The sequence below is a fragment of the Massilia atriviolacea genome, from assembly GCF_003953935.1.
In the GTDB taxonomy this organism is placed as follows: Bacteria; Pseudomonadota; Gammaproteobacteria; order Burkholderiales; family Burkholderiaceae_D; genus Telluria_A; species Telluria_A atriviolacea.
Genome location: NZ_RXLQ01000003.1, coordinates 188,640 through 201,631 on the forward strand (window position 1 = coordinate 188,640; position 12,992 = coordinate 201,631).

At 67.4% G+C, this 12,992-nt stretch carries 11 protein-coding genes; 3 read left to right on the forward strand and 8 right to left on the reverse strand.

The window, feature by feature from the left end:
* Positions 1 to 20: 20 nt before the first annotated feature.
* Positions 21 to 2,096, reverse strand: a complete 2,076-nt coding sequence (locus EJB06_RS06115) for a hybrid sensor histidine kinase/response regulator (protein ID WP_126073134.1) — start codon at positions 2,094 to 2,096, stop codon at positions 21 to 23.
* A gap of 179 nt (positions 2,097 to 2,275) precedes the next feature.
* Here EJB06_RS06115 and EJB06_RS06120 point away from each other — a divergent pair, with 179 nt between their 5' ends.
* From EJB06_RS06120 to EJB06_RS06130, 3 genes are all read left to right on the forward strand, one after another.
* Entirely contained in the window at positions 2,276 to 3,382 is a 1,107-nt protein-coding gene (locus tag EJB06_RS06120) for a polysaccharide biosynthesis/export family protein (RefSeq protein ID WP_126073135.1), read from the forward strand.
* A gap of 21 nt (positions 3,383 to 3,403) precedes the next feature.
* The gene (locus EJB06_RS06125; RefSeq protein ID WP_126073136.1) at positions 3,404 to 5,671 is read left to right on the forward strand and encodes a polysaccharide biosynthesis tyrosine autokinase; all 2,268 of its coding nucleotides are present in this window, start codon (positions 3,404 to 3,406) and stop codon (positions 5,669 to 5,671) included.
* A 63-nt stretch (positions 5,672 to 5,734) separates the two neighbouring features.
* A complete protein-coding gene (locus tag EJB06_RS06130) occupies positions 5,735 to 6,448 on the forward strand; it encodes a class I SAM-dependent methyltransferase (RefSeq protein WP_126073137.1) in 714 nt (237 codons plus the stop codon).
* A 476-nt stretch (positions 6,449 to 6,924) separates the two neighbouring features.
* Here EJB06_RS06130 and EJB06_RS06135 read toward each other — a convergent pair whose 3' ends face one another.
* The 7 genes from EJB06_RS06135 to EJB06_RS06165 all read right to left on the reverse strand — a co-directional run bounded on the left by EJB06_RS06135 (position 6,925) and on the right by EJB06_RS06165 (position 12,795).
* Positions 6,925 to 8,121, reverse strand: coding sequence for an acyltransferase family protein (locus EJB06_RS06135; RefSeq protein ID WP_126073138.1), 1,197 nt, complete (start codon positions 8,119 to 8,121; stop codon positions 6,925 to 6,927).
* Positions 8,122 to 8,155: 34 nt separating this feature from the next.
* Positions 8,156 to 8,749, reverse strand: coding sequence for a membrane-associated phospholipid phosphatase (locus tag EJB06_RS06140; RefSeq protein ID WP_126073139.1), 594 nt, complete (start codon positions 8,747 to 8,749; stop codon positions 8,156 to 8,158).
* 10 nt (positions 8,750 to 8,759) lie between these two features.
* Positions 8,760 to 9,350, reverse strand: a complete 591-nt coding sequence (locus EJB06_RS06145) for a sugar transferase (RefSeq protein WP_126073140.1) — start codon at positions 9,348 to 9,350, stop codon at positions 8,760 to 8,762.
* A complete protein-coding gene (locus tag EJB06_RS06150) occupies positions 9,347 to 10,543 on the reverse strand; it encodes a DegT/DnrJ/EryC1/StrS family aminotransferase (protein ID WP_126073141.1) in 1,197 nt (398 codons plus the stop codon). The genes EJB06_RS06145 and EJB06_RS06150 overlap by 4 nt, the downstream gene beginning before the upstream one ends.
* Before the next feature lie 113 nt (positions 10,544 to 10,656).
* On the reverse strand, positions 10,657 to 11,886 hold the full coding sequence (locus EJB06_RS06155) for a glycosyltransferase family 4 protein (protein ID WP_126073142.1): 1,230 nt from the start codon (positions 11,884 to 11,886) through the stop codon (positions 10,657 to 10,659).
* A gap of 13 nt (positions 11,887 to 11,899) precedes the next feature.
* Positions 11,900 to 12,094: a hypothetical protein gene (locus EJB06_RS06160; RefSeq protein ID WP_126073143.1), complete on the reverse strand. Its 195-nt coding sequence runs from the start codon at positions 12,092 to 12,094 to the stop codon at positions 11,900 to 11,902.
* Positions 12,091 to 12,795 (reverse strand): hypothetical protein, encoded by a 705-nt coding sequence (locus tag EJB06_RS06165; protein ID WP_126073144.1) that lies wholly within the window; start codon positions 12,793 to 12,795, stop codon positions 12,091 to 12,093. The genes EJB06_RS06160 and EJB06_RS06165 overlap by 4 nt, the downstream gene beginning before the upstream one ends.
* Positions 12,796 to 12,992: the final 197 nt, after the last annotated feature.

The following is a 12,992-nucleotide window of genomic DNA, read 5'->3' on the forward strand; positions in this document are numbered from 1 at the left end:
CCGAAAATCCGTGTGGGTTCTTAGCCTTTGCGTTGTTCGACCAGGTCGGTCAGCAGCCGCTCGACCGCTTCCAGGTTGGCCGGTTTGATGAGGTGATGGTCGAACCCGGCCTCCTTGCTGCGCGCGCGGTCGTTGTCGTCGCCCCAGCCGGTCAGCGCTACCAGTACCAGCGGCTCCAGCTGCGGCATGCCGCGCAGCGCACGCGCCACTTCATAGCCATTCATGCCGGGCATGCCGATATCGAGGAATGCCACATCGGGTTTGAACTGTTCGGCCAGCGCCAGCGCGCGCGGGCCGTCGTTGGCGACGCGGCTGGTGTGGCCGATGATGTCCATCAGTTCCGACAGCATGTCGGCGGCATCCGCATTGTCGTCCACCACCAGCACGCGCAGGCCGCTGCCTGCGCTCGATACCCGAGGGTCGTCGGCCGGCGCTTGCGCCGCCACCTCGGGTGCGAGCGGCAGGCGGATGTCGAAGCGGCTGCCTTCGACCGTGTCGTCGCGTATCAGGTCGATCGTGCCGTGGTGAAGTTCGACCAGCCGGCGCGCCAGCGACAGGCCGATGCCAAGGCCGCCCTGGGCGCGGTCGAGCGAGGCCCCGACCTGCGAAAACATTTCGAACACGGTCAGCGCCGATTCGGGCGGAATACCGATCCCGGTGTCGCGGATCGAGAGCACCGCCTGCGCGCCGTCGCGCCAGGCCAGTACGGTGATGCGCCCGCCCGCCGGCGTGTACTTGGCGGCGTTATTGAGCACATTGCCGATCACCTGGGCGATGCGGGTCGGGTCGGCGTCGAGCAGGAGCGACTCGGACGCGACGTCGAGCGAGAGCGTATGGCGGTTGGCGTCGATCAGCGGCATGCTGGTTTCGACCGCGCTGGCGACCAGTTCGCGCAGTTCGACCCGCACCGGCTTGAGTTCCAGGTTGCCGCGCGTGATGCGGGCGATGTCGAGCAGGTCGTTGACCAGCGTGACCATCTGCGTCACCTGGCGCTCCATCATGTCGCGCACGCGCGCCACCGTGGCCTGGTCGTGTTCGGCCATGCGCATCACCTGCAGGCCGTTGCGGATCGGCGCCAGCGGATTGCGCAGTTCGTGCGCGAGAATGGCCAGGAATTCGGTCTTGCGGCGGTCGGCTTCGCGCAGCGCTTCGGTGGCGCGCACCCGTTCGATGTGGGCCCAGGAGCGCTCGACGGCCTGTTCGACCAGTGCCACTTCGGCCCCGGTCCACTGGCGCGGGCGGTCCTGGTGCACCGCCATCATGGCCACCAGCTTGCCGTCCTTGACCAGCGGGCAGCAGATGATGGCACGGCAAGCGATGGCGTTGAACATGGCGGCGCCGTCGCCTTCCGCCAGTTCGGTGTCGACGTCGCAGATGCGCAGGGTGCGGCCTTCGCGCATGTCGCTGGCGGCGCGCGCGCCGAACAGGTCGAGCGAGTAGGCGCCGACGGTGCTGATGGCGCCCGGCGCGGTCCAGTCGTGGCGGATGGTGAAGCGGTCGTTGTCGCTTTCGACGTCGGCGTACGGGCAGCGCGTGACGCCCAGGTGCTGCCCGAGCATGCGCGTGGTCACCTCCATGATGGTCTTCGGGTCGTCCGCGTTGCGCGTGGCCTGGCTCATGGCGTCGAGCAGGCGCAGGCGCTCTTCGACGCGCTTGCGTTCGTCGATGTCGATATGGATGCCGACCCATTCCGTCACCACGCCGGCGGCGTCGAAAATCGGTACCGCGCGCGCATTCATATAGCGGTACTGGCCGTCGGCGCGGCGCAGGCGGTGTTCGATCTGGTACATGCTGCTGCCGGCCAGGGCGCCGCGCCAGGCGGCGGCGGTGCAGTCGCGGTCGTCGGGATGGATGGCGTCGAGCCAGCCCCAGCCCGTGAACTGCGCCGCCGGCTGCCCTGTAAAGACAGTCCAGCTTACCTGTTCCCCTTCCAGGCGGCCGGCGGCCGACGCTACCCACAGGATGGCGCAGCTCGCTTGCACCAGCGAGCGGTAGCGCGCTTCGCTGGCGCGCAGCTCCTCGGCCGCGTGGCGGATCGCCGCCAGGTCGGTGGTGTCGGTTGTGCTCGCAGGAATCGGCGGAAAGGTGTGGGGCATCGGTCTTTTTCTTCTGGAAATTCGGTCGCTCGCATTTAACCACGAGCTTGCCAGAAAAGGGTTTTTCCTGTCGCCACTGCTGTAAAAAAACGCGTGCAGACGGGGTTTGATGTGGAGCAAGGCCGGGCCGGTTGGGCTCACTTACTCTGAACTGGACAATGTTTCTTTTGACAAGCCCGATGAAAACCCTGACCTTCCTCTCCAGATACCTGCCGCTGCTGGCCTTGCTTGCCAGCATGGCCGGCTGCTCCGGCTACCGCATCGGCGCCGGTCCGCTGTCCGGCGTGGCCGGCGGACCGGTGCCGCCGACCGAGTTAATCACCGAGCAATTGATCAACGCCGAAAAAGCCTTGCGCGCCCAGCGCGGCAGCCAGAGCCTGGCGCACCTGGTGGTGCGCAAGCCGCCGCCGTATACGATCGGCAACGGCGACATTCTCTCGATCGTGGTGTGGGACCATCCGGAGCTGGCGGGGCAGGGCGTTGCGGCCTCGGCCACGGCGGCGGAGGTGCCGGGCCCCGGTGCGCCGCCGGCCGGTTTCGTGGTCGACCACGAGGGCCGGGTGCAGTTTCCGTTCGCCGGGGCGCTGACCCTGGCCGGCCTGACCGAGGAACAGGCGCGCGCGCTGCTCACCAAACGGCTGGCGCACTACATCGCCAAGCCGCTGGTCACCTTGCGCGTGCAGGCTTACCGCAGCAAGCGGGTGTATATCGATGGCGAAGTGCGCCTGCCGGGATTGCAGGCGATTAACGACATTCCCATGACCCTGGTCGAAGCGCTCAACCGCGCCGGCGGCATGCTGCCCAGCGCCGACCAGAGCCGCATCGTGCTGGAGCGGGGCGACGCGCGCTACCAGGTCGGCCTGCGCGGGCTGGTCAAGCGCGGCATCAATCCGGGCAGCATCCTGCTGGCGCCGGGCGACGTGGTGCGGGTCCATTCGCGCGACGAGAGCAAGGTGTTCGTGTCGGGCGAAGTGGTCACGCCCAAGGCGCTGACCATGCATGACGGTCGCCTGACCCTGAACGAAGCGCTGGGCGAGTCGGGCGGCATCAGTCCGCTCTCCGGCGACGCGCGCCAGGTGTACGTGGTGCGCAGGGCGCCCGAGGGGACCCGGGTGTACCAGCTCGACGCGCGCCGCGCCGGCGCGCTGGCGATGGCCGAAGCGTTCGAACTCGAACCGCGCGACCTGATCTACGTGGCGGCCTCGCCGCTGGCCAACTGGTACCGCAGCGTGAGCATGCTGTTCCCCGGCGCGCTGACGCAGGTCGTGACCAGCAGCCGCCCCTGAATTTGCAGATAGGACATTCCCATGAACCATGCCGACGACCTGCGTCCCATGCCTTCCTCCCAGCCGGTGCCCATCCTGCCGCCGCCCGCGCCGCCGCCCGGCCGCGAGGCAGACGCGCACGAGATCGACCTGCAGGGCTACGTGAATATCCTGTACGACAGCCGCTGGCTGATCGGCATGGTCAGCGCCGTGGTGACCATGCTGGCGATCGTCTACGCGCTGGTGGCCAGCCCGGTGTACGAGGCGAACCTGATGATCCACGTCGAGGAAGAAAGCCCGAACGCGTCGAAAAATATCCTGAGCGAAGTGTCGTCCCTGTTCGAAACCAAGAAGGCGGCCATTGCCGAGATGGAACTGCTGCGCTCGCGCATGGTCATCTCGCACGCGGTCGACAATCTGCAACTGTTCATCGATGTGCGGCCCAAGTATTTTCCCGTGGTGGGATTCTGGTTTGCCAACCGCAAGTCGAACGAGTTGAGCGAGCCCGGCATCTTCGGGCGGGGCGGCTATGTGTGGGGACCCGAAAAGGCGGACGTGTCGGTGTTCGAGGTGCCGGAAGCCTGGTACAACCGCGCCTTCACCCTGACCGCGCGCGGCAACGGGCGCTACCTGTTGTCCGGCGGCGGCCTGCCGACTGCCTACGAAGGCGTGGTCGGCACCACCTTGCGCGCCAACGTGGCGGGGTCCGCCTTCGAGTTGCGGGTCGACCGCCTGCGCGCGCAGCCCGATGCGCAGTTCCGCCTGACGCGCAGTTCGCGCCTGGCCGCGATCGAGCGCATCCAGACCGCGCTGGTGATCACCGAGCAGGGCAAGCAGTCGGGCATCATCGAAGTGCGCCTGCAGGGGCCGGACGCGCAGCGCATCAACAGCCTGCTGGGCGAAATCGGACGCGAGTACATGCGCCAGAACCTGGCGCGCAAGACCGAGGAAGCCGAGAAATCGCTGGCCTTCCTGAATTTGCAGTTGCCGACGCTCAAGCGCCAGCTGGAAGAGTCCGAGGAAAAGTACAATGGTTTTCGCAACAGCAAGGGCAGCATCGATATGCGCGAAGAAGCGCGCATCAGCCTGCAACAGGCGGCCGCGGCGCAGACCCGGCGCCTGGAACTGGAGCAGCGCAAGACCGAATTGCTGCAACGCTTCACCGAAAACCATCCGATCGTGCAGGGGATCAACCAGCAGCGCCGCGAAGTCGAGGCCGAAATCGCCGAGGTCGCGCGGCGCATCCGCACCTTGCCGGTGCTGGAGCAGGACGAATCGCGCCTGCTGCGCGAAATCAAGGTCAATACCGACCTGTATACGGCACTGTCGAACACCGCCCAGCAACTGCGTTTGATTTCCGTGGGCCGGGTCAGCAATGTGCGCCTGATCGACGCGCCGATGGCGCCGGAGCGTGCGCTCAAACCCAACCGGCCGCTGATCGTGGCGCTGGCGGTGGTGACCGGCCTGTTCCTGGGGATCCTGCTGGCGTTTGCGCGCAAGGCCTTCGTGGGCGGGATCGACAATCCGCAGCGCATCGAAACCATCCTCGGGGCGCGCATCGTGTACGCCAGCATTCCTCACAGCACGCATCAGGAACGGCTGGAACGCAAGGCGCGCGGAGGCGGCGTGTTGCCGATCCTGGCGCAGGTGGCGCCGGAAGACATCGCCATCGAAAGCCTGCGAAGTTTTCGCGCGGCATTGATGTACACCATGCCTTCGCTCAGGAATAACATCGTGATGCTGGCGGGGCCCGGCAGGGCGCTGGGCAAGTCGTTTTTGTCGGTTAATTTTGCCGCCGTCCTGGCGGCCAGCGGCAAGCGCGTGTTGCTGATCGATGCCGATTTGCGCAATGGTCATTTGCACCGCTATTTCGGGATCGGCCGCGAGCAGGGACTGACCCAGGCGATTGGCGGCGCGCACACGCTCGACGAGGTGATTCATCGCGGCGTGCTGGAGCATCTGGACTTCATTCCGACCGGCGCACTGCCGCCGAACCGCTCGGAGTTCTTGCAGCACCCGGATTTCTCCAGCCTGCTCGCGGTGGTGGGCAGCCGCTACGATATCGTGCTGATCGATCCGCCGCCGATCCTGGCGGTGTCGGACGCGCTGATGATCGGAGCCCATGCGGGGGCGGTGTTCATCCTGGCGCGGGCCGGGGTGACCACCGCGGTCGAGATCACCGAATCGATCAAGCGCCTGAATCACGCCGGCATCGCGCCGCAGGGCGTGCTGTTCAATGACATGGCATTGCGCGTGGGCAGCTACGCGTATCAGTTCAAATACACCCAGGTGCCGCAGCTGGAGCGTTGAGGCAGCGCGCTTTTGCCAGGCCCACGTCAACCGCGCGCCCGCCGTGCTTGTTAAGCTGTTTGTATGAGCCCTCCAGACGATCATTTAAGCGAGCAGGACCGTATCAATGCCGTCTACCGCGCATGGCAGGCGGAGGAGCGCATTGCCGCCTATGCCTGGCACCGGCCCGAGGTCATGGAGCAGGATGCGGCGCGGCGCCGGGTCGCCGGCGCCTTGCTGGCGCGCACGCTCGGGCCGGACCTGGGCAAGCTGCGCGTGATCGATGTCGGCTGCGGCAGCGGGGGATTCCTGCGCCAGCTGGTCGACTGGGGCGCCGATCCTTGCCGCCTGGCCGGCACCGAATACCAGGAAGAACGGCTGGTGCTGGCACGCATGCGCAGTGCGCCGGGGATCCGATGGCATCTGGGCGACCTCGATTTTGCCGAACCGGGCAGTATCGACCTGGTGGTGGCCAATACGGTGTTCTCATCGATCCTGGCGGTGGAGGCGCGGGCAGCGCTGGCGCGCGCCATGTGGCGCAGCGTGGCGTCGGGCGGCTGGTGCATGCTGTTCGATTTTCGCTATAACAACCCGCGTAATCCGAACGTGCGGCGTGTGACAAAGGCCGAGCTGCGCCGGATGTGGCCGGCCTCGGAGCGTCACTATCGTACGCTGTTGCTGGCGCCGCCGATCGCGCGCCGTCTGGCCGGCCTGCCGAGGATCGTGACCGAGCTGCTCGCGACGTTCGCGCCGCCCTTGCGCTCGCACTTCATCTATATGGCGCGCAAGCCTGCCTGAGGGCGGACGGCCTCATCGCGCCCACCTCGTCGCAGCCGCCTCATCGCGCCCACCTCGTCGCAGCCGCCTCATCGCGCCCACCTCGTCGCAGCCGCCTCTTCGCACCCGCCTCGTCGTACCCGCCTCGTCGCACCCCCTCGTCGCACCTGCCGCCTCGTAGCACGCCCTCGTCGCACCTGCCGCCTTGTAGCAACCCCCTCGTCGCCCCCCCCTCATCGCACCCCCTCGTCGCAACCCCTCGTCGCAACCCCTCGTCGCAACCCCTCGTCGCAACCCCTCGTCGCAACCCCTCGTCGCAACCCCTCGTCGCAACCCCTCGTCGCAACCCCTCGTCGCAACCCCTCGTCGCACCCCCTCGTCGCACCCCCTCGTCGCACCCGCGAAGGCGGGTGCCCAAGTTCGTGGCGCAGCCAGCGACTGGGCCTCACACTTGGGCACCCGCCTGCGCGGGTGCGACGAGGGGCCACCGTAATGGCTCACTGCCTGGCCGGCGACGAGCGCGGCGGGCTGTCTATTTTTGTCATCAGCAAATCCTTCATCCAGCGCCGCACCGCGTACGTACGGGCCTCAAACAGCAGATAAAAGCCGTACGCGCACCCCAGCACCGCAAGCAGCATGGCCAGGTAGATTCCCAAATCCCCCACACTGTCGGCGGCGAACTGCCTGCGCCCGAACACGGTCATGCCGACATGGCCCATGATGCCCAGCACCGGGATATGCACCACATACAGCGTGAACGAAAAATTCGACAACAACACCGCCACCCTCCTTAACGGCGCCATTAAACGCCAATTCACCGGCAAGGGAGTGACCGTACTCGACAAAAACAAGAGGAACAGCACGCTCAGCAACAGATCCTGGGGAAACGAGGCCAGCGTCATGTCGTCATTGCTTCCTTTTAACCTGAATACCACCGACGCGATCGCCAGCACGATCAGCAACAGCGCGCGCAAAGGCATGCCGCACTCCACGCGCACGCGCGAAAACGCCGCCCCGAGCAGCCAGAGCGTGAAATACAGCACCATGTCGAACGGCAGCAGCACGCCGATCGCCAACAAGGCGAGCGCCGCCAGCACCCGCCGCGTACCCGTGCCCGCCGCCGCGCACATGACCAGCAATGGAAACATGATGTAGTACCACGTTTCGTTGGACAGGCTCCAAAGCGGGAAGTTCCCGCCGAATTCCGGCACGATGATGGTCTGCAGCCCGAACAGGTTGCCGACCAGCGCAGTAAACGAGTAATCGTTGGCACGCGAAAAGTCGGGGCTGTGGGGATCGATGCTGCCGCTGACGATGCCGGTCGCCAGGATCAGCACGAAGGTCGGCAGCAGCACGGTCCACAGGCGCGTCACGCGGTCGATCGCATACACCCTGATCGCCTGCGGCTGGCCGAGCTTGTTGAGCAGGCTGCCCCCGACCAGCCAGCCGCTGATCAGGAAGAACACCACGACCGCCTGGTGCGCGAAGCCGGTCAGGAAGGCCAGCGCCTGGTACCAGATGGCGGGATCGTCCAGCGTGCGCAGGCCGGGAAAGAAGCCCGCGCGCAAGTGGGCGGCGGCGACTTCGATCGCCGCCAGTCCGCGCAGCAAGGAAATGAGGAGGGAGTGCAAGGAGTCTTCCCCCAGCTGGCTTTCTTTCAGAAAGCGAATGCCGGGCATCGGATGCGGGTTCATGATGGATTTTCCCTTGAGTGATTGGGTCGCCGACCTACAAAGGGTAGACGTGGGTATGGCCGGTGAGCAGGCGCGCGGCGCGCACCATCCACCAGCCGAGGTGCGCCCATGTCATCAGCCAGGCGCTCGCGAGCAGGGCCGCCAGGCCGGCCAGCAAGCCTTTCCATGGCAACGCCGGCATGGCGGCGGCCCCGAGCCGGATGCTGCCGAGGCTGACCGCCGCGCCCAGCAGGCAGCCGGCCAGCGCTTCGGCCACGCTGTGCTGGTCGTCGGCCACCAGCAGCGCGCCGGTCAGTACGCCAATGCCGAGGCCGAGCCGCAGCGCCCGGCCTTGCCAGCGGCCGGCGCGGCCATGCGCGAGCATCCAGAACAGCATCGGGAACACCGCGCTGGCGCCGGCCGCATGGCCGCTGAGCGCCTTGTAGCCGAGCAGCGGCACGCCGCCGCCCCAGCCCAGATAGACGATCTTGCTGACGCCCACCAGGCCCAGCCCGCCCGCCAGCAGCACGCCCCAGCACAGCGCCATGCGCCAGGCGCGCGCGGCCAGCAGCCAGGCCAGCAGGGCGGCGCCGAGCGGCATCGTCAGGCGCGGGTCGCCCAGGTGCAGGAGGAAGCTGAGCTCGTCCATGGCCGCCTCGCTAGCGCGCCAGCGCCGCAAGGGTGCTGCAGATGATGCGCAGGTCGGTCCAGAAGCCGCGCTCGCGCACATAGCGCACGTTGTACGCCAGCTTGGCGGGAAGGATGGTGTCCAGATAGGTCCGTTCCGGGTCGGCGCTGCGTCCGAGGATGGCATTCTCGTCCTTGTAGCAGATCGACGCCCAGTCCGTCATGCCGGGGGATACCGACAGCACGATGGCGCGCACCTCCGCTGGATAGCAGGCGACATAACGCGGCACTTCCGGACGCGGTCCGACCAGGCTCATGCTGCCGAGGACGACGTTGACCAGCTGCGGCAATTCGTCGAGCTTATAGTGGCGCAAGAACGTGCCGACCCGGGTGATGCGGGCATCGGTGCCGACCGTGAGCTGGGCGCCGTCGCCATGATCGGCGCGCATGGTGCGGAACTTGATGATGTCGAACGGCACGCCATAACGTCCGATGCGCCGCTGGCGGAACCAAACCGGCCCTGGCGAGTCCAATCGAATGCAGGCTGCGATGAGGGCGAACAGCGGGGCCAGCACCAGCAGGCCGGCCAGCGCCGCCGCGAGGTCGAACAGGCGCTTGCTCATGTCAGCAACTCGCGCAGGTTGCCGGTGACGCGCTGCAGGTCGGCATCGCTCATGCGGGTGTACAGGGGCAAGGACAGCATGCGGGCATAGCTGGCTTCGGCGACCGGAAATTGTTCCGGCACCAGGCGGCAGCTGTCGCGCCAGAAGGGATGGCGGTGCAGCGGGATGAAGTGCACGCTGGTGCCGATGCCGCGCTCGGACAGGCGCGCGATCAGTTCGTCCCGGCCCAGCCTGGCGCCCGCTTGCAGCCGCACCACGTACAGGTGCCAGGCATGGCTGCTGCCGTTTCCGGGTGCGGGCGGCAGGCGCAGCGGCAAGCCGTGCAGGCCGCGCTTGTAGGCTTGCGCCAGTTGCTCGCGGCGCAGTCGAAAGCGGTCGATCTTGCGCAACTGCTCGATGCCGATGGCGGAGGCGAGGTCGGTCAGGTTGTACTTGAAGCCGGCCGCCACCACGTCGTAGAACCAGGCCGGGGTGCGCGAGGTATAGCGGTCGAAGGCGTCCTGGCTGATGCCGTGGATGCGCATCAGGCGCACGCGGGCCGCCACGCCGGGGTCGCGCGTGACCACCATGCCGCCTTCGCCGGTGGTCATGGTCTTGTTGGCGTAGAAGCTGAACACCGTGGCGTCGCTGGCCAGGGTGCCGACCAGGCGGCCCTTGTACAGGGTCGGGAAGGCGTGCGCGGCATCTTCGACGACCTTGAGCCGGTAAGCGGCGGCCAGGGCCAGCACGCCATCCATGTCGCAGGCCAGGCCCGCGTAGTGGACGGGAATGATGGCGCGGGTGCGCGGGCCGATGGCGGCCTCCACCGCTGCCAGGGACAGGTTCAGGGTATCCGGGTCGGCGTCGACCAGGACCGGGTGCGCGCCCAGGTAGCGCACCACTTCGGCCGTGGCGGTGAAGGTCATGGTGGGCACGATGACTTCGTCGCCGGGGCCGATGCCGAGCGCTTCGAGGGCCAGGTGCAGGCCGGCCGTGGCGGAGTTGACGGAAATGGCATCCACGCCGCCGCCGAGGTAGGTGGCGAAGGCATGTTCGAACTGGCGCGTGCGCGGTCCGGTGGTGACCCAGCCGGAGCGCAGGCAGTCGACCACGGCGGCAATTTCTTCATCGCCGATGTCGGGCAGGGCAAACGGCAGGAAGGGAGGTGGCGCGGGCGGGGCCGCGCTTGGGGCAGGTGGCAGGTCGTCAGGCATGATCGGTGCTCCGTAAGTGTGGTGGTCCGGTGCGGCTCTGCCGCGCCCGGTCCGTTTGTCTGTCGATGCGCCTGTCCAGCGGCATGGCGCTTGCCGGAATCGGACGCTGTTCATCATGCGCACGCCTGCAGGAAGCGCCGGGCCAGCACCGGGTAGCTCAGCGCGGCCATGGCGTAGGCGCGGCCGCGTTCGCCGGCGGCATCGCGCTCCTGCCGCTCGAGGGTGAACAGGGCCAGCAGGCCGCGCGCCACCGCGGCCGGGTCCTGCGGCGCCACGGTCAGGCCGCAGCGGGCGTCGGCGACCGGGTCGTTGCCGGCCTCGACCGAATGCAGGATGGGCCGGCCGGCCATCATGTAGTCGATCAGTTTGTTGGGGGCGATGCCGTAGCGGTACAGGCGCCGGCGCTGCCAGCCGATGTAGGCCACGTCGAAGCTGGCCAGCAGGGCCGGCACCTGTTGCTTGGGCACCGGGTCGAGAAAATGCACGTTGCGCAGGCCCCGTTCCAGGGCCAGCCGGACCAGGCGCGGCTTGTCCGGGCCGCTGCCGGCCAGCACGAAGGCGATGCGCTTGTCGGCCATCAGGCCGGCGGCGTCGAGCAGGGTGTCGAGGGCGTTCGCGAGGCCATGGGTACCGGCGTAGCCGACGATGAACTTGCCGTCGGCGCGCAGCGCGGCCAGTTGCGCGCCGGCGGCGCCGGCCAGCGCGGGCGGCGCGGCCAGCCATTCGTCCGGGTCGGCGCCGTTGGGCACGATGTGCAGCTTATGCGGCGCCATGCCGTGCGCTTCGAGGTGGTCGCGCACCTTGGGCAGGATCGAGACGATGGCGCAGGCGTGGCGGCAAGCATAGTTTTCGGCCGCCTGCAGCAGCAGAATAAAGGGATGCCGGCGCGAATAGCCGCCCAGCTCGATCGGCGAGAGCGGCCACAGGTCGTGCAGTTCGAACAGCAGGCGCGCGCCGGCGCAGCGGGCGATGCGCTGCGCCGGCCAGATGTCGAGCGGGTAGGTGCTCGATGCGATGACGACGTCGGGTGCGAATTCGGCGGCGAGCCGGCGCGCGTGCAGGTACAGCCGGGCCACGAAAGCGAGCATATTAGCCACGCGCGCGGCGCCGTTGCCCCGGTAGGCCGGCGTGGCGATCCAGCGGTACTCGACGCCGTCGATGGTTTCGTCGAGCCGGCTGCGGCCCTGCAGTTGCGGCGCCTGGGCCCGGATGTGCGATTGCGAGGAGGCGACGATGCGCACCCGGTGCCCGAGCCGCACCCATTCGCGTGCCAGGTAGAAGGGGCGGTATTCCATGCCGTGCCGCAGCGATCCGGCGTAGTGGTTGATGAGGAGGATGTTCATGGTCGGTTCTCCCTCAGATGTGGCGCGTGCGCCATGCCGGTTCCTCGGCCAGGTCGCGCAGTGCGCGCAAGCTGGCGCCGGCCACGATGTCCTGGTCGACCGGCGTGCCCGGTTCGCCGCCGGCGGCCTCGCGCGGCGCGGAGCCGTACGCGGGCTGGCGCGAGGGCATGCGGCGATCGCTGTGGAAGCGTGGCGGCGGCGTGTTCATCGGAGGTGGTAGCGCGCGCGGTAAGGCGTGAAGCCGAGCATGGCCTTGAACTGGCGCAGCCCGGGCAAGGCGCCGAACCAGGTGTCGTACATCAGATAGCGCGACAGGCCCTGGTCGACCAGGGCGGCGCTGATGTCGCCGACCAGCAAGTGCATGATGCCGTCGTTGTTGCGATAGCCCATCAGTTGCTCGAAGGCGTGAAAATTGCCGTAGCGGCCGACGTTGGCATAGGCGACCAGCTGGTCGTCCTGGTCGAGCACGCCGTAGTAAGTAAAGTTGACCAGCTTGTCGAAGCATTGCTGCTTTTCCAGGTATTTCTGGTCCATGGGGCGGCCCTGGCGCGCCGCGACCGAGGTATTGATGGCGAAAATGGCGTCGACGTAATCGTTGCGCTCGATCTCGGCCAGCCGGTAGCCGCGCGCGCGCGCCCGCTTGATGTGATGCGCGCCCCAGTTGCGGCCCTTGATGCTGTCGAGGTAGTCGTGGCCGTTGCGAAAGCGCCCCAGGTCGACCAGGGCCGCGCCCCAGGTTTTGTGGCGGATGATCTTGTAGACCGGATGGCGCTTGGTGTAGTAGCGGTAGGTCGAACGCACATTGGCGGGTGCAATGGCCTGGTCGAAGACCAGGTGCGCGACCGGCAGCCGCAGCAATTGCTTGACGGTGGCAAGGTGGTCCGACAGGGTGGCGAGTAGGGTAGTCATTGCTGTTCATCGCGGCGGGAAGCGCCTTTTCTTGTGGGTCGGGATGCATAGGTCGAAACGTGTTGATCGACATGGACGCGAACCGCGGTGCTGCTGGCACGGCGCGCCCGATAATCGTTCCGGCTTGTCGTACTGTAGCCAGACGAAGCGGCGGGGTATTTGAAGTGGCGTAAATCGAACCGGCCTCGTCGCGTCTG

What these genes read in the sequence shown, in the direction of transcription:
- EJB06_RS06115 (WP_126073134.1), bottom strand. Translation starts at nt 2,096, where the DNA reads ATGCCCCACACCTTTCCGCCGATTCCTGCGAGCACAACCGACACCACC.
- EJB06_RS06120 (WP_126073135.1), top strand. Translation starts at nt 2,276, where the DNA reads ATGAAAACCCTGACCTTCCTCTCCAGATACCTGCCGCTGCTGGCCTTG.
- EJB06_RS06125 (WP_126073136.1), top strand. Translation starts at nt 3,404, where the DNA reads ATGAACCATGCCGACGACCTGCGTCCCATGCCTTCCTCCCAGCCGGTG.
- EJB06_RS06130 (WP_126073137.1), top strand. Translation starts at nt 5,735, where the DNA reads ATGAGCCCTCCAGACGATCATTTAAGCGAGCAGGACCGTATCAATGCC.
- EJB06_RS06135 (WP_126073138.1), bottom strand. Translation starts at nt 8,121, where the DNA reads ATGAACCCGCATCCGATGCCCGGCATTCGCTTTCTGAAAGAAAGCCAG.
- EJB06_RS06140 (WP_126073139.1), bottom strand. Translation starts at nt 8,749, where the DNA reads ATGGACGAGCTCAGCTTCCTCCTGCACCTGGGCGACCCGCGCCTGACG.
- EJB06_RS06145 (WP_126073140.1), bottom strand. Translation starts at nt 9,350, where the DNA reads ATGAGCAAGCGCCTGTTCGACCTCGCGGCGGCGCTGGCCGGCCTGCTG.
- EJB06_RS06150 (WP_126073141.1), bottom strand. Translation starts at nt 10,543, where the DNA reads ATGCCTGACGACCTGCCACCTGCCCCAAGCGCGGCCCCGCCCGCGCCA.
- EJB06_RS06155 (WP_126073142.1), bottom strand. Translation starts at nt 11,886, where the DNA reads ATGAACATCCTCCTCATCAACCACTACGCCGGATCGCTGCGGCACGGC.
- EJB06_RS06160 (WP_126073143.1), bottom strand. Translation starts at nt 12,094, where the DNA reads ATGAACACGCCGCCGCCACGCTTCCACAGCGATCGCCGCATGCCCTCG.
- EJB06_RS06165 (WP_126073144.1), bottom strand. Translation starts at nt 12,795, where the DNA reads ATGACTACCCTACTCGCCACCCTGTCGGACCACCTTGCCACCGTCAAG.